Source organism: Bacillus cereus group sp. BfR-BA-01349 (assembly GCF_022663795.1).
In the GTDB taxonomy this organism is placed as follows: Bacteria; Bacillota; Bacilli; order Bacillales; family Bacillaceae_G; genus Bacillus_A; species Bacillus_A cereus.
Genome location: NZ_JAKUGE010000021.1, coordinates 39561 through 66533 on the forward strand (window position 1 = coordinate 39561; position 26973 = coordinate 66533).

Consider the following 26973-nt stretch of genomic DNA (forward strand, 5'->3'; position numbering starts at 1 on the left):
AGATACAATGACTAAAAATAATGAAACAGGTTGGAATTTAGATAATAGTTATACGACTTTACCACAATCATTTTATACAGAAATCCCCCCTACTCCTGTAAGTTCACCGGAGTTAGTTAAACTAAACCATTCATTAGCGATATCTCTTGGCTTGACCCCTGAAGAACTGAAAAAGGAAGCTGAAATTGCTATTTTCGCTGGTAATGCACTCCCAGAAGGAGCTCATCCATTAGCTCAAGCATATGCTGGCCATCAATTCGGACATTTTAATATGTTAGGCGACGGTCGTGCTCTTTTAATTGGCGAACAAATTACTCCTTCAGGTGAGCGTTTCGATATTCAACTGAAAGGTTCTGGCCCTACTCCCTATTCACGCCGAGGAGATGGCCGTGCTGCACTCGGTCCGATGCTACGTGAATATATCATTAGTGAGGCAATGTATGCACTTGATATTCCGACTACTCGCAGTTTAGCAGTTGTCACAACTGGTGAAGCAACATATCGTGAAACAAAGTTACCTGGAGCAATTTTAACTAGAGTAGCTAGTAGCCATATACGCGTCGGTACATTTCAATATGCTGCAGCTCGTGGTTCAATAGAGGACCTGAAATCACTAGCTGACTATACGATAAAAAGGCATTACCCAGAAATTGAAGCTCATGAAAACCGATATACTGCATTACTACAAGAAGTCATTAAAAGACAAGCCAGTCTTATCGCAAAATGGCAACTTGTTGGATTTATCCACGGTGTAATGAACACTGACAATATAACGATTAGTGGCGAAACAATTGATTACGGTCCTTGTGCATTTATGGACAATTACGATCAAGGAACCGTATTTAGCTCTATTGACACACAAGGTCGTTATGCATATGGAAATCAACCATATATGGCCGCATGGGACCTCGCTCGATTAGCAGAATCTTTAATACCAATTCTGCACGAAGATGAAGAAGAAGCATTAAAAATCGCCCAAGACGAAATTTCGAAATTTAGCGTACAGTATGAAAACCATTGGTTCCTTGGAATGAAAAAGAAATTAGGACTATTTAGTACCGAAGAACAAGATCAACCACTTATTGAGCAACTTTTAAAAATGATGGAGAAATATAAAGCGGATTATACAAATACATTCCGTTCATTAACTCTTGATGCTATCGAAAATACAGCTCTATTTGAAAGTCCTGACTATAAAGATTGGTACAAACTGTGGCAATCTCGATTAAAAAGACAAGAACAATCGAAAGAAAACGCCTACGAAATGATGAAAAATAATAACCCATCAATCATCCCAAGAAACCATCGTGTAGAAGAAGCACTAGAAGCAGCTGTCACAAATGGCGATTATAGCGTAATGGAGAAACTTCTTGAAGCTTTATCAAATCCTTATGCGTATTCTACAGATCAAGAAGAATACTGCATTCCACCTGCACCGACGAATCGTCCTTATCGTACTTTTTGTGGGACTTGATTGTTTAATATGTAAAAAGGTGCGTTCATATAAATTGTGTGAACGCACCCTTTTTATATCCCCCCACTCAACTAAAACTTTAAAATGCACATCCCCCGATGCCATTTCTTTAATCCAAAACAAATTCTACACTATTCCAATAGACTTACTCGTAAGCTTGTTAAACAAATATTGAGAAATATAAAACATCATTTCTAAATATTTTTATTTTTGATACTACATTTTATAAGAATATTCAAAAAGTGAGGGGATTTCATGAACGTTCAACTACAAGGTAATGAACAAATTACAAAATTATTTAATGACTGGTATAGAGCTATGTTACAGCATCAAACTACCCATGCAACAAAAATAAAAAAAGATATTGAAAATATCATCTCTAATTCAGAAGAAGATACAAACCTACAATTGTATTATTCACTTTTTAATTTCAGATACAAAATTTTAACAGATGGTTTAAATATTAATAAAGATGATTTTAATAAAATTGATTCTTTCCCACTTCCAGAGAATGGGCTATTTTCTTATTATTATCATTTTTTTAAGGCTATTCACAATACAATTATTGGAAAATACAATGCAGCAAAACACCTTTTCGAGAACGCTAAAAAGCTGCTAATACACGTATCTGACGAACTAGAGAATGCTGAATTTAACTACCGCTTAGCTTCCTATTATTATCAAACATATCAACCATTAGTAGCAATCCAATCTGCAAATGAAGCTAAAGCGATTTTTTCAAAACATATAAACTGTGAAATTAATGTTGCTTTGTGTGATAACATCTTTGGTTTATCTTGTATTGATTTAAAACAGTTTGAACAAGCTGAAATTAGACTTGATTCAGCATTAAATATTCTACAGAAGTATTCAGAGGAGACTTTATCATTAAGAGTACGACATAATTTAGCTTGGCTATATGCAAGTCAAAACCTTTCAGAGTTAGCAATGCGTCATATTTCAGAGGTTACAACTAAGCAACCAAATCACTTTAAAGCACTTTTTGTTGAAGCACGTGAATACTACAAGCTTGGAGAATATACCCAGGCTAAAGAACTTATAAAAAAGGATTAAACATTTCAAATAAACTAGAAAACAAAGAGTTTCAATATCGTTTCATGATTTTAAGAGAACTAAATAATAAAACTTCTATAAATGATTTAGAAATGATAATTTTGGAAGGAATTTCTTACTTTAAAACAGAAAACCTTTGGGAATGTATACAAGAGTACACTGATGTTCTAGCAAATATGTTTTATGAAAAAGAAGACCATATAAAAACTAGTCAATACTTTTACATGGCCAATCAAGCAAGAAAAAAACATGAAGAAAAGGGAGCTTTGATATAATGAAAAAGATTAAATTGAGCATCATTGGCTTAGCTGTTATTAGCATCACAACTCTTGGATTAAGCTTCACCTCAGAAACACCGAAAACACAGTTAGGATATGTAGCATTAAACATTGGGGACACCCCTGCACCACAAAGACCTGACCTTGTTCAATCCGTTGACGTAAGTAAAGACTACAACTCAACAACAACTGAAAAAGCACTTTAAAAAACGGAAGACCTTCAATTAAGAAGGTCTTTTTAAATACGCTTATTTAGAATATTTCCCTTTCATGTAGGCTTTATTTTCTCATCAACTCCGCAATCCTCTTACTCTCCTCACTACCAACTTTCTCAAGTTTCTCCACAACTAAATTCTGTCTCTCTACAGAATGATTTTGACTTAACTTCGCTTTTCCTTCTATTTTATTTATCTTTATTTTGAATCCAACTATTCCCTTACTTAATCCTCCCATATAATTCGGATCTACATCATTAAGTGAGTAGGTGCTCTCTGGATCTTCATATTTATTTACTAAATCTTGAAGAGAATCTACTAATGTCTTCTCATCTTCAACAATTTCTAATTCACCATATACATGCACTGCAACGTAATTCCATGTTGGTACTGCATTGTTTGTTTCATACCATGACGGAGAGATGTAACTATGTGGTCCTTGAAATATAGCTAGTACTTGCTGAGTCCCAATATCTTTCCACTGTTCATTCGGCCGTGCGAAGTGACCATGTAAAGTAAGGGTCTCCCTATTTAATAACAACGGCAAGTGCGTTGCATATGGTTCTCCGTTATGTTGAGAAAATAATGTCGCAAAGCTATTTTGTTCCATTATTTCGTACTTCATCTCTTCATCTTGTATTGCGAAATATTTTGGTATGTACATAAGCTCCCTCTTTTCCGCTCTTTTCTATTTTATTTCCTATTATATTTAGTAACCGCATCAATCAACAGGGCCAGTTTGTATTTGTTTTATAATGGCAGCTTTCTATTTCAAAACAATAGGCAGCATGTATTCCATGCTGCTTTAGTTTATTTTTTCTAATATATTTGTAATAAATACGGTCTTACCCTCAATATAACTAGATCGATTTTTCGACTCTCTTGCTAACTCTTCCTTCAAGTTTCCATACTCATTAGCTACTTCAGTATGTTCACGAAGGTAATCTCGAAACACTATATGCCTTCTCAACTCTTCACTATTTTTATCACACACATATAAATGATGTTCCATCCAAACTGTATTTCCCTCGTTCCATGGAACGAACGTATCCTTTCTTCCAAACGCCTCTCTTCCTTTAAAGCTCCATTCTAACTGATGATAGTACCCTATCTTCTCAAGTTTTTTTACTACCTCATGAAAAATTTCGTACTCTTCTATTACAACATCAATATCTAGTATTGGTTTTGATGCAAGCCCTTTAACAGATGTACTCCCAACATGTTCAATAGATACAATACTGTCTTCCATCACATCGTTAATGAGAGTTTGTAGCTTATTAAATTCACTTTCCCATTTGACATTATATTCTTCGATAGCAATTCTCTGCTTCAACGTACCCCTCTTCTCAAAACAAATTATAACCTCTGAATATGAGTATCCTTAAAATCCGTCTCATATTTCAATCCATATCCAAACATTCGATCCATTCCAATATGTGCTGTCCATATTAAGCCAATCATTATAACGGTATCTATCTTAAAATAGACACCTATTAGAACAATTAATATGGATATGATATATGTATGACATACATTATATATTTTCGCACCAACGTGATTATTAATCCCATATGCTAACATTGATAGATCCGGCGCTAAAAGGAATACAAAAAATATAATCCAACTAAACTCATATATCGAATACATATAAATCGTGGCTAAAAATACAACCATTCCTTCAAAATGTACAATACGTTTTTGCATTATTTATCATTCCTATTTTTCTATATTTATTGATACATTTTCATCGCTGAAAGTATTCTTTGTATTTTTTGACCAGATGGTTGCTAATATTGGCCCTGCAATGTTATGCCATACTGCCGCTAATACACTTGGGAGTGCAGCAACCGGTCCAAAATGCAAAATACTTTCCAGCTATATTACTTATCGCTTCTAGTACTTTCATCCACTCAGCCCCTATCTTTTAATTGAAACACCTTATTCGGATTCAAAATATTTTGCGGATCAAGAGCTTTCTTTATTTTCTCCATTACAAATAATGCCGCCCCATGTTCTTCTTCTTGATACTTTCGTTTTCCGATTCCAACGCCATGTTCTCCTGTACACGTTCCTCCTCGTTTAAGAGCATACTGAACGATACTTTCATTTATTTCGTCTGCCTTCTTCACTTCCTCCTTATCATTTGTGTCAATCATTAAGAGTACATGGAAATTCCCATCCCCAACATGACCGAGAATACCGCCAATAAGCCCTACTTTATGTAATACCTCTTTCGCATGTTGAATCGCTCCAGCTAATTCCGAAATTGGTACACATACGTCTGTACTCATTAGCTTTTTACCAGGATAACTATGCACGTAAGAGTACGCTAAGTTATGTCTTGCATCCCACAGCTTATTTCTCGCTGCTGTTTCCATCTCAAACGCAATTTCTATACATTTATGATCAAGAACGATTTCTTTCGTAAATTCAATATCTTGCTTTAACCCTGCTTCATTGCCGTGAAACTCTAAAAACAGTGTCGGTTCTTCTCTGTAACTTGTTTCATTGTAATAATTTACTTGTTTCATAGATAATTCATCAACGAGTTCAATTCTCGCGATTGGAATACCTGCTTGTAATATGTTAATTACAGCTTCTACTGCATCATTTATAGTTGGAAACGATGCCCTCGCAGCCATAACATGTTCTGGTATACCGTATACTTTTAAAGTTAACTCCGTGAAACATCCAAGTGTTCCTTCTGAGCCTATGAAAATACCATTTAAATGATAACCTGATGATGACTTCGCCGCTAAATTCCCGGTATGTATTACTCCTCCATCAGCAAGAACGACTTCTAAATCTCGAACTTGATCACGCATTACCCCATACTTTACCGCTGTCGTTCCGCTCGCATTTGTAGCAGCCATTCCTCCTAACGTTGCATCAGCTCCTGGGTCTACACTAAAAAATAATCCATACTTTTTCAATTCTTTATTAAGCTGAGAGCGCGTCACTCCTGGCTGTACTCTCACAAGAAAATCCTTTTCTCTTATTTCAAGTATTTTGTTCATAAGAGAAAAGTCCATTGTAATTCCTTTTTCGTAAGGAATTACATGTCCCTCTAAACTGGACCCTACTCCAAATGGAACGACAGCTGTTCCGTGCTGACTCGCTATTTTCATTATCGAGCTAACTTCTTCGGTCGTTTTTGGAAAAACAACTACATCAGGTAAACTACTAACGTGGTAAGATTCATCTTTACTATGTAACTCTCGTACTGTCATATTTATTACTACTCGATCTTCAGGAAGTATACCTTTTAATTCATTTACTACATGTTCAATTGTTATTTCCATAATCAACTCTCCTTTTTAATTTTAAAACAAGTATACCATCTTTATACAAAATAATTAGAAAAATAAGATTATTAAAACTGAACATACAAAAAAGAACCTGCAGCACACGCTACAAGTTCTTTTTCACTACATTTTAAACGATTTCTTTATTAACAACATAAACCAAATTAAAGTAACTGCCATCAACGAATGAGAAAACCCTACAATATAAGTTAACCCTTTAAAGTCAGCTCCATTTAACTGAAGAAGCCCTCTCGCTGCTAGCGAACCTAACATTAATGTTAATGCAATGTTATGTAAAACAAACCACTTATTAAACCCTTGCACTTCATGAAACGCGAATACTTTTGCTAATCCTAAAGCAATTAAAAAGAAGAAAAAGCCAAGTACAAGTGTATGTGTATGCAAAAGATTTAACAAAGTAGATCCTAAAATCCCTTTATACTTACCATACTCCCTAGCGAAAATCCCTGATAATAAACCGATAATCAAATACGTAAACGATGCATTATATAATTTCTTCATTATGTACCTCCTTGAGTAGAATGTGTAGTGTGTCATATTTAGTAATAATGATAGTTATATAGTAAAAACTCCTAGTCACCTAGGAGTCATTGTATAAGCATCTCACTCTTTACAATCAATCCTAATTATAAAATATCTCTCTATACAAAACAAACGAACTTTATGTGAACAAACAAAGCCCCACTAAAATATGTTGCACTTTTGTTTTACACAATCCATACTAATTGTTATAACTTTTTAAAGGTGGTGTAATTATTGATAGTTCTTGAAACCGAACGTCTTAATCTTCGTTGGTTTGATATAAAAGACGCTCCTTTTATTCTTGAATTAGTAAACGATCCTGCATGGATTCAGTTTATCGGTGACAAAGGAGTTAGTAACTTAGAAGATGCAAAAAATTATATTGTAAACGGTCCCATCGATATGTATAACAAACTTGGATTTGGCCTTTACTTAGTAGAACGAAAAAAAGATCTCACTCCACTTGGTATGTGTGGCCTTATTAAAAGAGATTCATTAGAAGACGTTGATATCGGATTTGCCTTTTTAGAGACATTCCGTTCAAAAGGATATGGCTACGAGTCAGCTTCTGCAATAATCGAATACGGTATACAAAAGCTCGGCATGAAACGAATTGTAGCAATTACTTCTATAGATAATATCGCCTCAGGAAAGCTTTTAGAAAAAGTAGGATTACGATTTGAGAAAATCATTTCAGATTCAGGAGAAGATTTAAAATTATTTGGGTATAACGCATAGTAAAGAAGGTCGCCGTGAATCGCGACCTTCTTTACTATTTTACTGATTTTGTAATACTATTTTTAGTTACATTATAGTTGCATCAATTCTTGTGATTACTAATATCCCTTTCATATCACATTTTTGGAACTTTATAGAAATAAAACTTCCACTTTCAAATAAATTATATTAATATATTAAACAAAGAAAGTGAGAATAGATGGAACAACCACTATTTTTGTTAGCTCTTCAATTCATTGCATTTGTATTAATCATTTGTATCGTATATGGAATCTTGTACAATACCGTATTGAATTTAAATATTCCTAAATGGACTGCACATATGGTAGCTACGGTCTTTTCCCCTTGGTATTGCCTATCAAGCTTTTATAAATTTCATTTGAAAAAATTTTGTAGCATTTACTTCTATAAATATTGTTGATGCAGTAAAATTTGTAGAAAAAGTAGGATTGCAATTTGAAAGGATTATTTCAAGACCAGGAAATTTAACCATTTTTTTGTAAAGTATGTCTAGCGCAAAATAGTGAAGAAGTTATTTCCGCTGAAAATGTGTTTGCATAACAAGGAATGAATTTAATTGATCCTGCAAAAATTTTATTTTAATTCTGGTTCTATTGTTTGGAATCGTTCTAGGGTACCATTTGTGTGGACTTTAAAAGTTTTCATTTGCGCACCAAAATGTTGCGTTAAGTAAAATGTATCACTAGTTATTAAATTTCCAATCTTCCAATCAGGTTGATATGTACTTTCCATGGAACTTTCTAAATCCCAAATCATTATTAAATTGATATATAATGAAAATGAACTACTCAACATTTTCGTTAAAGATAGTCTATCAACCTCTAACTACCTAATGAACTCAAGTAAACACATCTTCAGTCATTTTAAGAGGTACAAAAGGCACCCTTTCGGGTGATTTTTGTATAAAAATTCTATTTTTTTATATTCGATACCAACCACGAACCTTTTTAAAATAATAGTATCATTATGTCTCCTTTTTAGAGATTATTTTTAATTACCATGAATTTTTTGCACCAGAACCGGAAAATCCCTGACTACTCGAAATATCAACTATCAAGTGCTAATATTCAATAACGCGTACTGAAAATGATTAAACATTTTTATAAACCAGTGGAACATTTAAGAAATCAATTTTTCTCTTATCGAAATTTAATTAGCTTACAGTAATACAGTGGTCATATATTTTTAAGAATAACGGAAGAATATATAGAAATTGCTACAGAAATGTGAAGTTTAATTAATTTAGGAGGAACAAACTTGTTTAATCAGCTTGTAAAAATTATACCGAATTTATTTACGATTGGAAATTTATTGTGCGGTGTTTTCTCAATCACCTTGAATATGAGTGAATATTTAGGAACAGCCTCCATTCTCATTTTCTTTTCAGCTGTTTTAGATTTTCTTGATGGAAGAATTGCGAGAAAATTAAAAGTGAACAGTGAGTTTGGCGTAGAATTGGATTCCTTAGCTGATATTGTTAGTTTCGGCGTCGCTCCTGCGCTTTTATTTCATACGATAGCAACACCTTCTATTTTAACTTCTTTGGCATTTATCCTATTCCCAACAATGGGTGCTTTAAGATTAGCTAAATTTAGTATTAAACCAACTATTGGATATTTTAAGGGATTACCTATTCCAGCTGCAGGATTATCATTGGCTGGTATGGCATTGTTTTCATATAGTAATGCATGGATTACTTTAATCCTCGCCCTCTTAATGGTAAGTCCCATTAGGTTTAAAAAATTTTAATGAAGGTCACGCCCAACGCCATTAAGGAGCATTTCAAATGGATTTAACGCGTCAATACGTATAAAAAAGCGGGACAATAATATTAAATTAGGTGCCCTTCGTAAAAATTAAAACCTTGTATTTATGGCTATTGGGTTAATCCATCGATATGTTATTCTGAAACGTCAGTCCACTTTTAACAGGAGCTCCCTTTATCAAGAGAGCTCCTGTTCTTATTTCTTCTTCTTTTCTGTCGGTTGGCTTTGTTTAGCAAAATTAGATGAATCATCAAAATTCGGTTGCTTTTTACCAGCATTATTACTTCTACCTTTTCCCATATGTAATGCACCTCCCCTCCCCCTTACTATTCCCAATAAAAAAATTCTCTTGCATCCAAGAGAATTTTAAATTGGGTTCTTATTGATAATACCTAAGTACTTCCAACACTGCCATTCCATAAAAGATGGATCCAATGTTAAATTATTTAATGCTAAAACAAATATTACATTTTCATATTTAACTGGATAATCAATTAATAATCCTAATGTATTTCCTGAATCTGCGACAATTATGATTCCCTTTTCTAACACGTCATCTATAACTTCTTTTAATTATTCTTACCTAGCATATAATATTTTCCTACACATTGAGATTGCATGTTGTATAAGGAAGCCCTTCTTCTTTCCATGCAAGAAATCCTCCCTTTAAATTCACTACTTCCTTTATACCAGCTCTTTGTAAAATACTAGCTGCTATAGCGGAACGTAATCCGGTTCGACATTGCAAAACTATTGGAAAATCTTTCGGTATATAATCTAGTTGTTCAAATAGATTACCTAAAGTGATATGTATTGCATCATGAAGGTGTCCTTCCTCCCACTCTTTTTTACTACGCACATCGATAACCTTAACGCTTCCAACTTTTATATGCGGATATAATTCAATCGATGTTTTTTCTTTGTAACTTTCAAATCTATCAAGTCTTTGTATTACTTTTAAGGGTGCAAAAGCAATAATATTATCTAACCCAATAGATTCAAATTCTCTAATAACCGCCTCTACTTTAACCTTTTCCTCATCTAGAATTATTAAAGTTTCTTTTTTATAATCTAATAACCATCCACACCAAGTTGTGAAAGAATTGTTATAAGGTATGTTAATTGATTTCTCGATATGACCTGCAGCAAAACTCTCTACATCCCTTATATCAACTATTTGATGAACACTCTTCAAAATTTCTTGAAGTTCTTCTACTGTATTAATAGCAGTACTTTTTCTCTTCTTACGAATTGGCGGACCATACTTATTTAAATTCTTCATTAATGAAAAATACTTTGGAGGCTCTGGTTGTCCCGTCAATAAAGTCGATATAAAATCACTTTCTTCATTACACTGAAATGCCCAATTGAACATCTTTTCATAACCTAATGTAGAAGTTGGAATTGCTCCTAATGCTTTTCCACATGCGCTTCCCGCACCATGTGATGGCCATATTTGCAAATAATCAGGAAGTATTTTTATTTTTTGTATAGAATCAAATAATTGTTTCGCTCCTATTTTTGCAGTATCTTTCATACCGACAGCAGTTTCTAATAAATCCGGCCTTCCTATATCTCCTACAAATATAAAATCACCTGTGAATATCCCTATCGGCTTATCATTCGTATAATTATTTTGACTTGTATCCGTTACTAAAAAAGAAATACTTTCAGGCGTATGCCCTGGGGTGTGAATTACATTAAATTTTATATGACCTACTTTAAACTCTGTGCCCTCTCTAACCAATTTGTATCGACCTTCGTTAAGATATTGATATTTCCAATCACAATCTCCTTCATCAGATACATATAAATTTGCATGGTAAAGATTAGAAAGTTCTCTAGACCCAGAAAGAAAATCAGCATGAATATGAGTCTCAGCCGCAGCAATTACTTCCATCCCCTCTTTCTTAGCAAATTCTATATATTGTTCTATATAGCGACTGGGATCAATAACGATTGCTACGCCTTCTTTCTGACAACCGACTAAATAGGAAGCATGTGCTAATTTTTCATCATAAAAATATTTTAAAAGCATAGCTATTCCCTCCAATTAGTTATTTCAAATTAATTTTCAATTTTTGTAACCACTTTTTATCTTCTCCTATAGAATCCCTTTCAACATTAAATTCCAATACATATATGGCAACATATATCTTTTAAGTAAAAACATACTATACCGTTCTTTCGCTTGATTAAATGGAAACGTTTCTTGAGGCTCATGTTCATAGTTAAATTCAGCAAGTATAAGACTTTTATATCCTGTAACAATCGGACATGATGTATATCCATCATATTTAGCCTGTAAATCTCTTCCGCTAAGTACGTCCATAATATTTTGTTTTAAGACGGGTATTTGTTTTCGAATTGCTGCTCCAGTTTTAGAGGTAGGTAAATTGGTACAATCTCCAAGTCCAAAAATATTTTTATATTGCACATGCTGCAAAGTATAAGGGCTTATATCTACCCACCCCTGATGATCACTTATCTCACTCTCTTTAATAAAATTAGGTGGCCCCATTGGCGGAACAACATGTATCATACTATATGGTACGGTTTCTCTTTTTAGTGTTTGCGTATCTTCAAAAATTGCCTCTCTCTTTTCGGCGATAATTTCCACTAGATTTTTATTATAATTCGTTATAATTTGCTTTCTTTCTAGTACTTGTTCTAAAGTATTTGCATATCGTGGAACCTGAAATATGTTATTGTTTGCAGAATAAAACATTACTTCACTTCTGTTTCTTACACCACTATTACAAAAATACTCCTCTGCTAAGTACATAATTTTTTGTGGAGCACCACCGCATTTAATAGGAGTATTAGGGTGGGTAAAAAGCGCATTTCCTCCTTTAAATTTTTCGATTTCTCTCCAAGTAGAATCAACATATGTATAAGAATAATTACTACATACCCCATTAGTGCCAATAGACTCTTTTAAGCCTTTAATACTGTCCCAATTTATTTGTATACCAGCTGCTACAATAAGAATTTCATACTCAAGTAGCAGTCCGTCATCTAAAAGTATCTTATTTTCAGATGGAAATAACTTAACAACACTTTTAGGGATCCACGTTGCCCCTTTTGGAATAAGCGATTCCTGATTACGCATCGTACTTTCCTTTGAAACAATTCCTCCCCCCACTAAACTCCATAGTGGCTGAAAGTAATGTTTTTTTGATGGATCAATAATTGCTATACTTTCTTTCAATAGGGGTACATTTCGTAATAAATGTGCAGTAGAAGATAGTCCTGCTGTCCCAGCACCAATTACAATAATTTTATAACTATCTCTGGTCTTCATTATCCTCTTCCTATCTAAAATTGATTTTTAAATTAACTAATTAGTAGCCATTTTTTCATCGTAGTAACATTATTATAAGTTAAAAACATCATAGTTTTATCTGATTTAAATGAAAATTTTGTTAATTTTATCATTAACATTACTATATGCGTGAATCCCCTATGTTACTTCCATATTTTAGTTTTAATATTAAAACTAAATATTGTTATATAAAATAATACATTAAAATACTTTTCATGAATCCGGATAAGTAATGTTTAAAAAACAACAATTTTACTACAGTAATCAAGAACAGTTTTCTAAATTAAGTTACTGCAGAAAATATAACTCTGGCGCAATATCCCTACCAGCTTTCATTCCAATAGTAACTCCATGATATAACATCAAAGATGAAATCCCTCAACTTAGGTATTTGACTTTTTAAATTTATACAAATGTCTTAGCTCTATGTACTGTGATATATAGGTCCACATCAATATGTTATTGCATCATATACTGAACAGATAATTTAAATTACTTTTATAAAGGATGATGAGGATGAACCTAGAAGATATACAAAAATCCTATGGCGTAATTGTAAGTTTAGGAGGATTGTGTCAAGTCACCAACCAAATCAAAAGACACAATTTAAGAACATTTTCTGGCCCTCTAGATTGGTTTTATTATCCATCACTTTCAGATGTAAACAGATTACTTCAAAATCGATTTAAAAAATTTATGAAGTTGGAAAATATGATTATAGAAGGTTCAGAAAGTTACGGTCTTATTGAATCAGAATTTGATAATCAAATTAAATGGGCAGAACGAATTACCTACTGTATAAAGGACACTTATTATAATTGTTTTTCAATGCATGATTTTCCTATTAATTCAGAAAAGGATTTGAAATCAACCTATCCTTCTTTTAAAGCTAAATTAGACACTAGAATTAATCAATTCCTTGAAAAAATAAATAGTAGTGGATCCATTTTATTCATTAGAATTTGGGGAAATCGAGATGAAGCGGTTGAATTACAAAACGTATTATCTAAAATTACAAATAAGGATTTTAATATCCTTATTGTTAATTTCAAGGAGGGTATATCTAATATTGTTGAACAAAATTGGGGAATATCGCGGGTTTGTTCAATTGAACTCCCACGTTATCAGGATAGATGGGAAGGTGATGATTCCGATTGGGATGTTATTTTAAACAAAATAACATTAACTTAATAATTTTCTTCTTACTTTTAACATGATTTGGCCCGTAAAATCAAATAGGTGTAGAGAAATAAAATTCCTGTCTAATTGATACACACTTAATTAACAAAACGTTCATATAATAATTCGTAAGTCCTTCTTTATTGAATAAATAGTTCTTTACAAAATTAGTTCTATCACTAGAGCACCTTTATGCGGTGCTCTTTTTTGAATTTATAAAATGTAAAAATAGTTGTTCCATTTTCCTTCAAATGGCTAATTCCCTTTGTTATTCTTCTGTTGATTTCTGTATAATCATTTATGCGATCAGCATATTCTGCTTATGTAGTGCATTCACGACTACTTACTTCCATACTTTATCTTATATTTTGTCTTCTTGGATATTTCATTATAAGCTTCTTCAATTCCCTTGATTTCCTTCCCCTTCTTTTATCTTAAGAACAAGCAATTTCTTTCATTAATATTAAATAAACTAAAGCATAGATTTTAAAAGAACCTAATTTACATATAATTAATGATAAACTACAATGTGTATTCTCCACGTTTAATCAGCATCTGAATTATAAATCTAACATATTTTTTTTAGTTGATTGTCATTATGGTACAACCGTGTATACATTTACCAAACAAATTACATAGTTTAAATTAGTAAAATATATAGAGAGGAAGGAAATAAATCTATGAAAGTCATAATTTTGTGTGGCGGAAAAGGGCTTCGGATGCAAGGGATTTTAGAGGACATTCTGATTTCATTTTGCCCTTAGGATATAAAGGTGAGAAAATTAAGGAATATTTTATGGACTTTAGCTGGAAAGAGAATGACTTTAGTTTGAATTTTAAAACCAGTCAATATACGCTACTTCAGAAATTAGAAAATTGGAATATACACTTTATAGATACAGGAATTGATACAATGACCGGGGCAAGACTAAAAAAACTTGAATCCTTTGTACAGGGTGAAACCTTTTTATTAACTTATGGTGACGGATTAGCCAATATAGATATTGATCAACTAATAGCATTCCATAAAGAAAAAGGAAAAATTGCTACATTAACTGGAATTAAAAAAAATAGTCAATACGGCCTATTGGCGGTCGAAGATGGAATTGCTATTGATTTTAAAGAAAAACCATTACTTGATGAAGTAATTAATGGCGGTTTTTTTGTATTTAACAAAGAAATATTCGATTATTTAAGTAATAATGATGATTGTGTTCTAGAAGAAGATCCTCTTCGAAATTTAATAAAAGACAATGAGCTCGCAGTCTATGAACACAATGACTTTTGGGCTAGTGTCGATACACCTAAAGATTTAAAAACTGTAAATGAAAGTTGGAATCCAAATAAATTTTAGTGGAGAGGACTGAATAAGCATTGAACTCTAATGATAAAAAAATAAGTTTACCTCGATTGTATATCCCCTCTAATGAGAAAATAGTTAACCCACTTTCAACAGGAATTAAAGCTTCAAATCTCTCCAAAAAAAATACTCAAAAAAGAATTGATCCCCAATTCTATAATCAACAACATGATCTAAATAATCATTTCTGCGTCATTGTAGGTAGTGAGTATGTCTTGAAAATTATTGCTTTACAGCAATCATTAATGCAGTACTCAGAAAAATTCACATTGTGGATTTGTTGTATAGATCCTTTTGTATATTCACTATTAAAAGAAATGAGTTTAATTAATGTAAACCTTTTACAAGTTGAAGAATTGGAAGATCGTGAATTAAAAGCAATTAAGAGAAAAAGAAAAGTAAATGAATATTGTTGGACTTTAAAATCTGTCTTGATAGAATATTTATTGGTCAATTATGATTTACCATCTATTCTATATTGTGATGGTGATTTATGCTTTTTCTCTGACCCTAATATTATTTTTGAGGAATGGGGTGACCATTCTATTTTCCTAACCCCCCAAAGAGATCGTGATTGGGTAGAAAAAATGTATGGAAAATATCAGGCTGGTCTAATTGGATTTAAGAATGATCTCTATGGATTAAAAAGTGTAAGATGGTGGAAAAATAAATGTATAGATTGGTGCAGTGCCGAGGCTGAGGAGGGGAAATTTGGAGACCAAAAGTATTTAGATTATATCCCTATATATTTTCCAAAAGTAAAAATTTCAAATAACTTAGGTATAAATGCTGCGCCTTGGAACTGTATATATAATAACGATTATAAAATTGACAAGACTAAAAACGATATATTTATTGAAAACGACAAACTAGTTGTTTACCATTTTGCATGTATTACTATCTTTACTGAAAATGATTTTGATCTTTGGTCTTTGGGAGAAATTTCAATACCCAATAATATATTAAACCATATTTACACTCCATATTTAGAGAGAATTCAATTTGTTTTAAAGCAATTAAAGGATAAATTCAATAAAGATACTAAACAATTTTTAAGTAAAAAAGATATAAATAAAGCTCAAACTTTATATAAAGATTCACAATTAAGAAGAAAAATGAATCAATCCAATCATTTTATGAACTTTTCCATGATTATAAGTAAAGAACGATTAATTCAAGGATTGACCTCTTATTATTCCTTAGAAAATTTCAACGCTAAATTTACTGTATGGATCTGTTGTATGGATGATTTAACTTATCAAATATTAGAGAAATTAAAATTAAAGCACGCCATACTAATTCCGGTAAAAGAAATTGAAAATCATGAACTCCTCAGTATAAAAAATGATAGAAGTTTACAAGAGTATTGTTGGACATTAAAAGCGCCCCTATGTCTACATGTCCTTAGTCTTTATCCGGAAGTTGATCACATTATATATTGTGATGCTGATATGTATTTCTTTACAGCACCTAATATCATTCTTGATGAATGGTGGAAGTACTCTGTATTTCTTTGCCCTCAAAGAAGCTCTACTGAAATTGAAAGCATACACGGTATATACCAAGCTGGTTTAGTAGGCTTCAAAAATGATCAAAATAGTAAAGAAATTTTAACATGGTGGAAAGATAAATGCCTAGAATATTGCAATAATCAATATGATGTTGAAATGAATAGATGGGGTGACCAAAAATATTTAAATCACATTCCTAACATCTTTTCTAATATAAAAATCATGACTCATAAAGGTATTGATGCAGCACCTTGGAATGTCATTTTAAATAGCAGTTCTATATCCAAAACAGATAATAAAGTTTTTATTGATCAAGATGAATTAATAGCTTTTCATTTTGGAAGTATGCAAATTATTAATCCAAATGAGTTCGATTTATGGAAACAAGAAACTTTAGAATTACCTCCAGCAGTTTTAGATTATATATACATTCCTTATATTGAACAATTGAACAAGACATGTCATACCCTTCATAATACTTTTCAAAAATCTCCCTCCTCTTTATTTGCTGACCAAATTGATACAACAACAATAAAAAATTATTTTAAATACCCCTCCCCTCATCACAATTAAGACTGATACTTTCCTTATTTAAAAATAAATCTATTTATTTCAGCAACTAAAAATTCATCTTAATAAAGGATAGATTATCACTATGATTGCTTCATTTAAAAATAAAACTTTCCTTATTACTGGTGGATACGGTTTTATTGGTTCTCACTTGGCACGAAGACTTTTAAATTTACAAGCAAAAATTGTTCTTTTCATAAGAACACCATCAAATTCTTGGAGACTAAAGGATATTCTAAAATATATTGAAACCTATGAAATAGATATACGAGATAAAAAACAAGTACAAGATGCAATAAAGAAAATTAATCCCGATTATATCTTTCACCTGGCAGCCTATGGTGTAAATTCTGCCCATACAGATTACATCCATGCTATAGAAACAAATGTTATAGGGACTTGTAACATTATTCAAGCAGCAAAATTGGTGAATTGTAAAAAAATCATCAATTTTGGGAGTAGTTCTGAATACGGTAACAAGATGGAACCTATTCATGAAAATATGTTACTAACTCCTGTGGACATCTATGGAAGTACCAAAGCTGCTGCTACTATACTCGCCCATCAAATTGCTAGCGAAAACAATATTAATCTTATAACATTAAGACCTTTTGGCATATTCGGAGAAGGCGAAGAGCCGCATAAAATTTTTAGCTATATAATCTTGCGAGTATTACAAAACAAAGATGTAAATTTAACTTTATGTAATCAATTAAGAGATTATTGTTATATAGAAAATGTAATAGATGCCTGTATCCTAGCAGTAGAAAATACTACTGTACAAAATGAAATCTTTAATATTGGGAGCGGCACTATTCACCCCTTGAAACATTATGTAGAATTATTATTCAAACATTTGAAAACCAATTCCAGACCAAATTACGGTGCAATTTCCTCTAGAACAAATGAAAGATGGGTTCCTGAAGCAGATGTGCAAAAAATAAAAAACTCTCTTTCCTGGGAACCTAGAATTAATATTGAAGAAGGAATTATAAAAACTATTAATTGGTATAAAAATAATAAACATTTATACCTAACCCCCTAAAAATAGGGTACTAAAGGAGGTGGACTAATTGTTAAACCGAAACTTTAATAATGCTTTTTACGGAAAAAGAATTTTAATTACTGGACATACTGGTTTTAAAGGTTCTTGGTTATCCCTATGCTTGAATGAATTAGGTGCTGCTGTAATCGGATATTCATTAGATCCTAAAAATAAAAATGATAACTTTAACATTACTAACCTTCAAAATAATATAATTGATATTCGTGGAGACATTAGAGATTTTAATAAATTAAATAAGGTTTTTACAGATTATAAACCTGAAATTGTATTCCATTTAGCTGCCCAACCTCTAGTTAAGTATTCATATGAATATCCTAGAGAAACATACGAGGTAAACGTTGTAGGAACTATGAATGTACTAGAGGCAATTCGATTACATGAATCAGCTAAAATAGGAATTATGGTGACAAGTGACAAGTGCTATGAGAATAAAGAATGGCCTTGGGGTTATCGTGAAATTGACCCTATGGGCGGCCATGACATATATAGCTCCAGCAAAGGATGCTGCGAACTTTTAATTTCTTCCTATCGTAATTCTTACTTTTCAGAAGAAAAATTTTCTCAACACAAGAAAATAATTGCAAGTGTTCGAGCTGGTAATGTAATTGGTGGTGGTGATTGGTCAATAGATAGAATTATTCCCGATTGTATACGAGCATTAGAATCAAACAAAAAGATTATTATTAGAAATCCTACTGCTATTAGACCCTGGCAACATGTACTAGAACCTTTAAGCGGGTATTTACTCCTTACAGAAAAAATTATAAATAATGGTATCCTTTTTTCAGGAGCATGGAACTTCGGGCCATCCCTAAGCAATATTGTTTCAGTAGAAAAATTAGTGACCAGTTTACTAGATATTTGGAGCTGCGGGGATTGGACAGCAGAAAATATAGGTCCAATAAATTTTCATGAAGCAAATTTACTAAACCTTGACATTAGCAAAGCAAAATTCAATCTTAATTGGCAGCCAAAATGGTCCCTACAACAGACTTTAGAAAATACAATAGAATGGTATAAACATTATAATTCTTACACCAGTTCTGAGATGAGAAATCTATGTATTAGCCAAATCAAACAATATTGCATGCTTTGAACTACTCCCACTTACCCATACTTGCTGTGAGTTCCTTATGGAGGGAGTCTTCTTGGTTAAAATAATAAAAGATACATTAATTTTTATAGTCTAAATTATAAACCTACTATACCTAAAATTATGTGATTGTCCATTAACAAAAATTTTATTTCTTCGGTTATTTCAAATCAACTATTGACATTATATTGAAGAATAAAGGAATCACATATTTTTCTAGTGATTTCCCTGTTCTGAGAAAATAATGTCTTGCTTTAACGACAATACAGTATATGCGATTATTAATTTATTTGTTCTAGTTATGAAAAAAATCTATTCCTGTCAAAAGAGCTTTCTTCAAAGAAAAACTTCCTATTTTCTTCTACTTATCCTACCTGAAAAGTAACTAAGATGAAAATTTTGATAATTATATCTACTATTATAGAATTATCCCCTTCTTGTAGCTATTCCACTAAACTTCATGCTTATATATTGATTCTCTAATTTACTATCACCAATGTTGATGAATTCATGCATTGCTTATTCTATACACAAATTGCTTTTTGAATTATCTTTTCAGAATAAGTAAAGAAGGATTTCTCTTTTATGCACTTCTTCCCTATCAGTCTTTAATTTGCCTTTAATCAACAATAAGAACAGATCTTCAATATAGTACCTCTTCTATAAAACAAAACCATAAGTAAGATAATTTCACTATTACAAATAATGAGATGTTCTGTTTCACCTTTTTACATTATCTAAAAAAAGAACTTGTAGGAATTCTTACAAGTTCTTTTTTATTTCCTTTATTCTCTTCTTATTTACATACGCAAGATTTATACATTTGGTGGTGATACATACTATATTTATCCGATAAAATAATCTAAAAATTAACACATAATTGATCGTTTTAAGAAAAAGGGATTTCATAAATCTTCAATCACAGTTTCTTAGTTCACCTAATAGAACGTATAAAGACTCATATCATCTTTTGATTATTTTTGGATGTTTTATTCTACGTATATTCGACACAAATTGATTGTTTTTTATGAATTTTCTTGAAAAATATTGTAATATCACTCCATTTTTTCTTCTATTTTGTTATGATGTTTATAATTAAATTGGATTAGGATTTTTTTAGAAAATGGGGGCGTATATTATGAGTGTCTCAGTAAAAGGAAATGAGCAATTAACCTCTCTATTGAACGACTGGTATCGATCTATGCTATCTCAGCAAGTTATAAAAGCTACTAATCTAAAAAAGAAAATTGATGAAAAAATTAATAAGTTAAGCATTGAACCGGATCAAGAGCATCAGGATCAAAATTTGTTACTATACTATTCACTACTCGAATTTCGTTACAAGGTCTTAACAGATAGCCTTGGTATTCAACAAAATAGTTTTGATACTATTAGCGATTATGATATGCCTACAGATCAATTTCTACAATTCTATTATCATTTTTTCAAATCCATTCATTCCACTTTTATATCAAATTATACTGAGGCAGAGGAACATTATAAACTAGCAGAAAAAATATTGGTAGCTATACCAGATGAAATTGAACATGCTGAATTTTACTATAGAATTGCTACTTTCTATCACCATACCTATAACAATCTCGCTTCTATCGAATACGCAAATAAATCGAGAGCAATCTTTTCAAAGTACGAAGGTTATGAAGTAAAAACAGCCTTTTGGTAATAGTTTGCTAGGTGGTTGCTGCATCTATTTAAAACAGTACGAACAAGCAGAAGAATATCTACATTGTGCAATTGATTTACTACAAAAAAATAGGGAAGAAGATTCCTTGTTATACGTAAAAAATACTATGGGGTGGCTGTATTCTGATCAAAGTATGTCTACTTTAGCTATTCGTCACCTTTCAGAAGTAACAGAGAAAATCCCTACACACTTCAAGGCCATCTTCCTACAAGCTAAGGAACATTATAAGTTAGGAGAACAATCAACGGCCAGCCAACTCATTGATAAGGGACTACAGATTTGCAGAGAAATTCATAACGAAGAATATACACACCACTTCTCTATTTTAAAAAAATTAAACGAAAATATTCCATTGGAAGAATTAGAAAAAATCATTCAAGAAGGAATCTTATACTTTGAGGAAGAAGAATTATGGGAATATGTTGTCGAATACGCCGAATTATTTGCCACAAAATGTAGACAATTAGAGAACCACCAAAAAGTAAGTGACTATTTCCATATTTGTTATCAAGCAAGACAAAAATCAATCGCAAAAGGAGTGTTAAAATAATGAAAAAAATTAGTTTATTATTATCAGGCATTGCTTTTATTGGGGTATTAACGGTGGGAATTTTTCAGTTTTCTAAAACAGATCAGCTTGCTACTCATGGGCATTATCCTGCTCCTTCATATAGTGTTGGCAATTATAGTGGTGCACCACCACAAATTTAATGTAAATGGCTTATCTGCCTGTTCAATACGCATAGAGAGTACATATTATACTTATTTACTATGTTATAAGATTTTTCATTTCCACTCTGTAACAAGATTCTAGCATTCTCTCCTAGAATCTCAACTTAAATCTTAAATCCACCAATTAACTCTTGAAGTTCTTCCGCCATCTGTGCTAATTGTATTGCTGAAGAATTTATCTCTTCCATAGAAGCATGTTGTTCCTCAGATGAACCAGCTATCGTTTGCATACTTGAAGAATTTTCTTTTACAGCCATAGCTATTTGATCAATCGATGTATCAACTTTCATTGCATCAGTTGTCATTTTATTTGATAGTTCTACCATACCATGCACTTTTGATACAATATCATTTGCAGATTTTGAAATCTCATAAAAGCTTTGTTTTGTATCATTCGCAACCTTAATTCCCGACTGTACTTCTACGCCTACTTCATTCATAGCTTTTACAGTCTCATGTACGTCTGCTTGTATTTCCTTAATTAAACTTCCAATTTCCATTGAAGATTCGGATGATTGCTCCGCCAACTTTCTAACTTCATCAGCAACAATTGCAAACCCTCTCCCCTGTTCCCCAGCTCTAGCTGCTTCAATCGCTGCATTTAATGCTAATAAATTTGTTTGTTCCGCAATATTTTGAATCGCTTCTAATATACTGCCAATTTGCTGTGATTTCTTATCTAATAATTTTATGACATTATCGGATTGAGAAACAGAGTGATGGATAGACTGCATTTGTGTTACAGTTTGTTCTACTAATTGTTCACCTTCATTGGCTTTTTGTTTAGTGTATATGGATGAAGTCGATACTTCAGAAGCATTCTCAGCTACGTATTGAATATTTCGTGTTACCTCACCAATTAATTCAGCTCCAGACTCAACTTCATTATTTTGAACCTCTGCACTGTTCGAGATTTCTTCCATCTCTTTTGTAATTTGTTCTGTCGCAACACTTGCTTGCTCTACACTAGCAGTTAGTTCCTCAGAAGACGCAGCTACATGTCCTGCAGATGTGTTAATTTGAGAAATAATATTACGTAACGACTCTGCCATTGTATTGAAACTACCACCTAATTGACCAAGTTCATCCTTTGAACGAATATCTATTTTCTCGGTTAAATCTCCTTGACTAATTCTTTGAGCTGAAATGACTAATTGTCTTAGTGGAGTAATTATAGATTTGAGTATGAATAGAATTACAATTCCACCTAACAATAATGAAGCACCTATTATAGTGAGCGTTTTATAAAAAATAGGATTGGTAGCTTCTTCAATTTCTTTCGTAGGCATTACGCCAGCTATTTTCCAACCTGTTTTTTTATTTGTCTTAAAGCTTATGTTTCGATCTTCACCATTGAGGCTATAAGTAATTACTCCATCTTCTGTCTTGTACAATTCATCCACTAAAGTTTTATCTAATTTCTCTCCAGGTTTTAGTGATGGATGAACAACTATAGTTTTATCTTGACTAACTATAGATACAAATCCTTGCTTCCCAATTTTTATCATTTTGGATGTTTTTACGATATCTTTAATATTCAAATCTACGCCAATGACACCACTTTTATCTGCATTCTGCTTTGCAATTGCAATTACCATATTTCCTGTAGACTTTGATTTATAGGGAGATGAAACAATAATCTCTCCATTTGCTTTTACTGCATCCTTATACCAACTACTTTCTAACGGATTAAACCCTTCTGGTATTTTTCCAACAGGTGCATGAATAAATTGATTGTTACTGGATGCCGTATAAATCGTTTCTATCTCTGGATGTAACTGTATATATTGATCAAATTTATTCTGTACATTTTGCGATTGTTCAGGATTATAATCCCCTTGTGTGAGTACCTTTGCAAAATGCGTGATATCTGTATGCTTATTTTCTAATTCATCATCAACAATCTTATCTAAAATACTTATATTATCTTTTGCAGATTGTAGAATTGTTTCATTAAGATCTGTTTTTGCTTTATTATAAGATGATACTCCTACGATAAGGCTTGGTATAATTAATATTGCTATAAATGCCATAGACAACTTCGTTTTAAGCTTTATTTGCCCCAATCTTTCTTTTATATTAAACACTAGCTACTTCTCCTTTTCATTTTTACTACTTATATAGTTTATTTAAATTTTTCTCCTTTACTTTTCCACATTCATTTATGGTACCATTCGAAATGAAACCACAATTACATCCTATTATCCATAATTTATAATTTAAAGATTTAATTTTCACAGACAGAGTTTTATCTGTTCTCCTTTCGAATATGTTATTTTTCTAGATTCAGCAATTATTAGACTACGAATTATTCCAAATAAACTTGATGCAACAAATACTTCATTTAAAAAATAATTATTGGATTTGTTTGGATAAAAATCTAGTTTAGCGCTAATCCAATCGGATGAAATTCTTACCATAATACATTCACTAAACATAAATAAGTAAATTTATTTCTTTTAATACTTATATTTAACTGCCTTTTAACCATTCTAACTGTATTATTTCATCGTTTTATCTATTTATTACAACCACTTTTGTTTTATTAAATCACTAAACTATAAATTCTAAATAGGAGAATAAAATAAATTAGAGAATTACATTGTAACACATATATATAAGTTGTTAATATTAAAATTTAAAACTTTACTATTTTTCATATGCAATATTACATGCGAAAAGCCATAATTTTTTTGTTATACTATGCATGTGGATTTTTCATCCAAAATCCACCCAAACGCATATTTATGTATATGCCACCCTAATTGATGAAAGTGAGAAGAGTGTTTATCATTTTTCTCACTTTTTTATTTAGGCTCTGTTAATATTGATTATTGATAAAAAGTATTAAATAAGGGAAGACACCTTAGAGTTGGTGCTTCCCTTATTTGTTGATTATTCAAATCTAAAATAGGTATTTTCTAAACCTATTCTTTGCTTTAATGTTCTGCCCAAAGCATAATTATTTGGTAATTCTTTTTCAATGACACAAATAATATAACCTGCTTTTCCTGTTGTTAAATTAGTTAGTTGTAAGTAGTTAGTGTTGTCGTAGATATAAGAAATAATATATTCATAGAAATTATTTTCTTTATCTTCTCTATTCATACCAACATTGTACAACCTAACTCTTGCTCCTACCCAAATTTCCTCATCATCATCAACATTACTTAAAGGCATCCATTTCGAGTTATCCAATATTTCACCCTTTTCTTAATTCATTCGTTTATACACGAATGTTGCTAGACACAAACTATCATAAGCATCCGTCATTTCATTGATTAGACGACCACCGACAGAGAAAAAAGATTCAACATAGCTTTTTACCCATTGAAACACTTGCTCTTTTAGTTATTTTTACATTTTGAATCTACGAAAATGAATTCCCTTATAAAAACTCTAACAGAGAATCTTCCTTCCAAATTTCACCTAGGGAATTATTTGTTTTCCAAAAAACCTACCAACATCTTTATCAACTCATTTTAGAATATTTAAACAATAATTCCATATACATTACCTGCATAAATTATTCATTTTCTTTTATATAAGACCTACCTTTTTACTTTTAATAGATTATTAGACATTGGATTATTATACATAAATCCCAAAAACATGCGGTATTTTGTAGAATTTTGTCTATCAATATGTATGTACATGTACACCCTTTTGTAGTGGATATAGACTGTGAGGTGTAAGGAGATACCTTACAAAATAATAAAAAGGAGATTATAGAATGAGTAGATTAACAAAATTCTCAAAGTTAGTATTTGCAACTTTAATCGCGGGAAGTAGTCTAAGCACCTTTGTTTCGTCACACAGTGTACAAGCTGACACCTTAGATCCTAATTACCAAGACAATATAAAATTCATACCACCTTCTAGTGCTAGGCCAAAATTGGAACAAAAAAACACTATTGTTCCAGAAGCAAAAGTTGTTAAAGACCATTATGTAAAGTACTCTAAAGCACATTTCCAAACTAAAGAAAGTATACCAAAAGAGATTTATTATTCTTCAGAAGGCTTTAAGGGCTATATACAGGCAAGTACCGTTTGGGATATGGGAGATCATTTCGCAACACTATATTCCGGAACCGTTATTCGATGTTAGACTTTTAATCCATTCTCCCCTAATGCTTAAAATGGTTAATAACTCACTGCCAATACTGTAATATCTATTGTTCATAAAATAAACCACAAAATCTTTCGATTTCATGGTTTATCAAATATAAAGATAATGCTAAACGAATACTCTAACATTACCTTCCCCAAAGTTAATTATAGAGTATTTTCAAAAAAAAGACACTCTTGTAGTGTCTTTTTTATAGTATTTTAAAAAGAATTCCACCTACTAACACCTTTTTGTTGCGCCTATTCATTTATTTCAATATGATACTTTTCCATCTCGTATATGCAATAGACAATGATAGCTAAACTCCAACTGACACTATAATAATTATGTGTGTAGAAGTCATAGCCCGCTTTAATACCTTTCTCTATTACAACTAATGTAAATCCTAAAGCCACCCATCTGTTAATTTTCATCTTTATAAACGTTAAAGAGATAATTATTAAAAATAAAATATTTGTAAGATGATTTATCATTAGCTCATATTTTTGAATGTATACTGCCATTATACAAGCAACGATATTAGTCGCAATGCCAAAGGCAATCACCGCTCCCCAAACCCTGTCCGAAAGTCCCACTCCTGAGTCAGTCCCTTCCTAAACAAATATCCCTTTCTTTAATTCGTTCCTACACCCTATTCAAGATATGCTAAATTATCCTTGTCTGATGAATATCTATTTATCTTTTCATATAGAGCAAACAAAATCTTTACTCATAATTTTTTCTTTATTAGACAAACTATGTCTAAGCCGTTTGAACTAGCGGCTTCACTCTTCTGGTAATGGGATAGCACAATTTATTGAATTGACTAACTCATTCAACCCACTGGCACCGGCAGGCAACAAAATAGTTGTCTGCCATTTTCATGTATACTTTTTCTAATTTCATTTCA

General features: G+C 31.8%; 21 protein-coding genes and 5 pseudogenes. 14 read left to right on the forward strand and 12 right to left on the reverse strand.

Annotation, left to right across the window (positions count from 1 at the left end; translation table 11 throughout):
- Positions 1-7: 7 nt before the first annotated feature.
- The 3 genes and pseudogenes from MR169_RS13485 to MR169_RS13495 all read left to right on the forward strand — a co-directional run bounded on the left by MR169_RS13485 (position 8) and on the right by MR169_RS13495 (position 3032).
- A complete protein-coding gene (locus tag MR169_RS13485) occupies positions 8-1474 on the forward strand; it encodes a protein adenylyltransferase SelO (protein WP_201144481.1) in 1467 nt (488 codons plus the stop codon).
- Between the two features lie 255 nt (positions 1475-1729).
- Positions 1730-2823 (forward strand): annotated as a pseudogene (locus MR169_RS13490) (response regulator aspartate phosphatase).
- Complete coding sequence (locus MR169_RS13495; protein ID WP_000721431.1) at positions 2823-3032, forward strand: hypothetical protein; 210 nt, start codon at positions 2823-2825, stop codon at positions 3030-3032. Before MR169_RS13490 ends, MR169_RS13495 begins: the two are co-directional and overlap by 1 nt.
- 73 nt (positions 3033-3105) lie before the next feature.
- Here the strand turns inward: MR169_RS13495 and MR169_RS13500 are convergent, their stop codons facing one another.
- The 6 genes and pseudogenes from MR169_RS13500 to MR169_RS13525 all read right to left on the reverse strand — a co-directional run bounded on the left by MR169_RS13500 (position 3106) and on the right by MR169_RS13525 (position 6868).
- Positions 3106-3705 (reverse strand): FMN-binding negative transcriptional regulator, encoded by a 600-nt coding sequence (locus MR169_RS13500; RefSeq protein WP_000275795.1) that lies wholly within the window; start codon positions 3703-3705, stop codon positions 3106-3108.
- Positions 3706-3846: 141 nt separating this feature from the next.
- A complete protein-coding gene (locus tag MR169_RS13505) occupies positions 3847-4374 on the reverse strand; it encodes a GrpB family protein (RefSeq protein WP_016118409.1) in 528 nt (175 codons plus the stop codon).
- Positions 4375-4397: 23 nt separating this feature from the next.
- The gene (locus MR169_RS13510) at positions 4398-4745 is read right to left on the reverse strand and encodes a DUF4260 domain-containing protein (protein WP_001172063.1); all 348 of its coding nucleotides are present in this window, start codon (positions 4743-4745) and stop codon (positions 4398-4400) included.
- Positions 4746-4757: 12 nt separating this feature from the next.
- Positions 4758-4901: pseudogene (locus MR169_RS13515) on the reverse strand (bile acid:sodium symporter family protein); the annotation flags it as partial.
- Between the two features lie 50 nt (positions 4902-4951).
- Positions 4952-6343, reverse strand: a complete 1392-nt coding sequence (locus MR169_RS13520; protein ID WP_242319527.1) for an FAD-binding oxidoreductase — start codon at positions 6341-6343, stop codon at positions 4952-4954.
- 126 nt (positions 6344-6469) lie between these two features.
- Positions 6470-6868, reverse strand: a complete 399-nt coding sequence (locus tag MR169_RS13525) for a DUF2871 family protein (RefSeq protein ID WP_000737896.1) — start codon at positions 6866-6868, stop codon at positions 6470-6472.
- Between the two features lie 255 nt (positions 6869-7123).
- On the opposite strand from MR169_RS13525, the gene MR169_RS13530 reads away from it, so the two are divergent.
- Both MR169_RS13530 and MR169_RS13535 read left to right on the forward strand, forming a co-directional pair.
- Positions 7124-7627, forward strand: coding sequence for a GNAT family N-acetyltransferase (locus tag MR169_RS13530; protein ID WP_061664919.1), 504 nt, complete (start codon positions 7124-7126; stop codon positions 7625-7627).
- 199 nt (positions 7628-7826) lie between these two features.
- A pseudogene (locus tag MR169_RS13535) lies at positions 7827-8010 on the forward strand (hypothetical protein).
- A gap of 211 nt (positions 8011-8221) precedes the next feature.
- Here MR169_RS13535 and MR169_RS28330 read toward each other — a convergent pair.
- The gene (locus tag MR169_RS28330) at positions 8222-8404 is read right to left on the reverse strand and encodes a DUF5065 domain-containing protein (RefSeq protein ID WP_142668987.1); all 183 of its coding nucleotides are present in this window, start codon (positions 8402-8404) and stop codon (positions 8222-8224) included.
- A 501-nt stretch (positions 8405-8905) separates the two neighbouring features.
- Between MR169_RS28330 and pssA the strand changes: the two genes are divergently transcribed.
- Entirely contained in the window at positions 8906-9397 is a 492-nt protein-coding gene (gene pssA / locus MR169_RS13540) for a CDP-diacylglycerol--serine O-phosphatidyltransferase (protein ID WP_000483075.1), read from the forward strand.
- A 618-nt stretch (positions 9398-10015) separates the two neighbouring features.
- On the opposite strand, the gene MR169_RS13545 is transcribed toward pssA, so the two are convergent.
- Positions 10016-11452, reverse strand: coding sequence for an MBL fold metallo-hydrolase (locus MR169_RS13545; protein WP_016118411.1), 1437 nt, complete (start codon positions 11450-11452; stop codon positions 10016-10018).
- Positions 11453-11518: 66 nt separating this feature from the next.
- Complete coding sequence (locus tag MR169_RS13550; protein ID WP_084064067.1) at positions 11519-12718, reverse strand: FAD/NAD(P)-binding oxidoreductase; 1200 nt, start codon at positions 12716-12718, stop codon at positions 11519-11521.
- Positions 12719-13255: 537 nt separating this feature from the next.
- On the opposite strand from MR169_RS13550, the gene MR169_RS13555 reads away from it, so the two are divergent.
- From MR169_RS13555 to MR169_RS13585, 7 genes and pseudogenes are all read left to right on the forward strand, one after another.
- A complete protein-coding gene (locus tag MR169_RS13555) occupies positions 13256-13930 on the forward strand; it encodes a papain-like cysteine peptidase (protein WP_242319528.1) in 675 nt (224 codons plus the stop codon).
- Between the two features lie 668 nt (positions 13931-14598).
- Positions 14599-15272, forward strand: a pseudogene (locus MR169_RS13560) (sugar phosphate nucleotidyltransferase).
- A gap of 20 nt (positions 15273-15292) precedes the next feature.
- Positions 15293-17362, forward strand: coding sequence for a hypothetical protein (locus tag MR169_RS13565; RefSeq protein ID WP_001087526.1), 2070 nt, complete (start codon positions 15293-15295; stop codon positions 17360-17362).
- Positions 17363-17444: 82 nt separating this feature from the next.
- Positions 17445-18404, forward strand: a complete 960-nt coding sequence (locus MR169_RS13570) for an NAD-dependent epimerase/dehydratase family protein (RefSeq protein ID WP_000561951.1) — start codon at positions 17445-17447, stop codon at positions 18402-18404.
- A gap of 28 nt (positions 18405-18432) precedes the next feature.
- Positions 18433-19521 carry a CDP-glucose 4,6-dehydratase gene (gene rfbG / locus MR169_RS13575; protein ID WP_242319529.1) on the forward strand — a complete coding sequence of 363 codons (1089 nt, stop codon included), beginning with the start codon at positions 18433-18435 and terminating at the stop codon, positions 19519-19521.
- A 1135-nt stretch (positions 19522-20656) separates the two neighbouring features.
- Positions 20657-21773, forward strand: a pseudogene (locus tag MR169_RS13580) (response regulator aspartate phosphatase).
- Entirely contained in the window at positions 21773-21934 is a 162-nt protein-coding gene (locus tag MR169_RS13585) for a hypothetical protein (RefSeq protein ID WP_242319530.1), read from the forward strand. Before MR169_RS13580 ends, MR169_RS13585 begins: the two are co-directional and overlap by 1 nt.
- A 125-nt stretch (positions 21935-22059) precedes the next feature.
- Here MR169_RS13585 and MR169_RS13590 read toward each other — a convergent pair whose 3' ends face one another.
- Complete coding sequence (locus MR169_RS13590; protein ID WP_242319531.1) at positions 22060-24042, reverse strand: methyl-accepting chemotaxis protein; 1983 nt, start codon at positions 24040-24042, stop codon at positions 22060-22062.
- An 808-nt stretch (positions 24043-24850) separates the two neighbouring features.
- Positions 24851-25135 carry a hypothetical protein gene (locus tag MR169_RS13595; RefSeq protein WP_002024558.1) on the reverse strand — a complete coding sequence of 95 codons (285 nt, stop codon included), beginning with the start codon at positions 25133-25135 and terminating at the stop codon, positions 24851-24853.
- A 553-nt stretch (positions 25136-25688) separates the two neighbouring features.
- On the opposite strand from MR169_RS13595, the gene MR169_RS13600 reads away from it, so the two are divergent.
- Positions 25689-26063 (forward strand): hypothetical protein, encoded by a 375-nt coding sequence (locus tag MR169_RS13600; RefSeq protein WP_044795252.1) that lies wholly within the window; start codon positions 25689-25691, stop codon positions 26061-26063.
- Positions 26064-26323: 260 nt separating this feature from the next.
- Here the strand turns inward: MR169_RS13600 and MR169_RS13605 are convergent, their stop codons facing one another.
- Complete coding sequence (locus tag MR169_RS13605; protein ID WP_000524431.1) at positions 26324-26659, reverse strand: hypothetical protein; 336 nt, start codon at positions 26657-26659, stop codon at positions 26324-26326.
- Positions 26660-26973: the final 314 nt, after the last annotated feature.

Coding starts and splice junctions, on each gene's coding strand:
- MR169_RS13485 (WP_201144481.1), top strand. CDS start 8: ATGACTAAAAATAATGAAACAGGTTGGAATTTAGATAATAGTTATACG.
- MR169_RS13495 (WP_000721431.1), top strand. CDS start 2,823: ATGAAAAAGATTAAATTGAGCATCATTGGCTTAGCTGTTATTAGCATC.
- MR169_RS13500 (WP_000275795.1), bottom strand. CDS start 3,705: ATGTACATACCAAAATATTTCGCAATACAAGATGAAGAGATGAAGTAC.
- MR169_RS13510 (WP_001172063.1), bottom strand. CDS start 4,745: ATGCAAAAACGTATTGTACATTTTGAAGGAATGGTTGTATTTTTAGCC.
- MR169_RS13520 (WP_242319527.1), bottom strand. CDS start 6,343: ATGGAAATAACAATTGAACATGTAGTAAATGAATTAAAAGGTATACTT.
- MR169_RS13525 (WP_000737896.1), bottom strand. CDS start 6,868: ATGAAGAAATTATATAATGCATCGTTTACGTATTTGATTATCGGTTTA.
- MR169_RS28330 (WP_142668987.1), bottom strand. CDS start 8,404: ATGATTTGGGATTTAGAAAGTTCCATGGAAAGTACATATCAACCTGAT.
- MR169_RS13545 (WP_016118411.1), bottom strand. CDS start 11,452: ATGCTTTTAAAATATTTTTATGATGAAAAATTAGCACATGCTTCCTAT.
- MR169_RS13550 (WP_084064067.1), bottom strand. CDS start 12,718: ATGAAGACCAGAGATAGTTATAAAATTATTGTAATTGGTGCTGGGACA.
- MR169_RS13555 (WP_242319528.1), top strand. CDS start 13,256: ATGAACCTAGAAGATATACAAAAATCCTATGGCGTAATTGTAAGTTTA.
- MR169_RS13570 (WP_000561951.1), top strand. CDS start 17,445: ATGATTGCTTCATTTAAAAATAAAACTTTCCTTATTACTGGTGGATAC.
- MR169_RS13585 (WP_242319530.1), top strand. CDS start 21,773: ATGAAAAAAATTAGTTTATTATTATCAGGCATTGCTTTTATTGGGGTA.
- MR169_RS13595 (WP_002024558.1), bottom strand. CDS start 25,135: ATGCCTTTAAGTAATGTTGATGATGATGAGGAAATTTGGGTAGGAGCA.
- MR169_RS13600 (WP_044795252.1), top strand. CDS start 25,689: ATGAGTAGATTAACAAAATTCTCAAAGTTAGTATTTGCAACTTTAATC.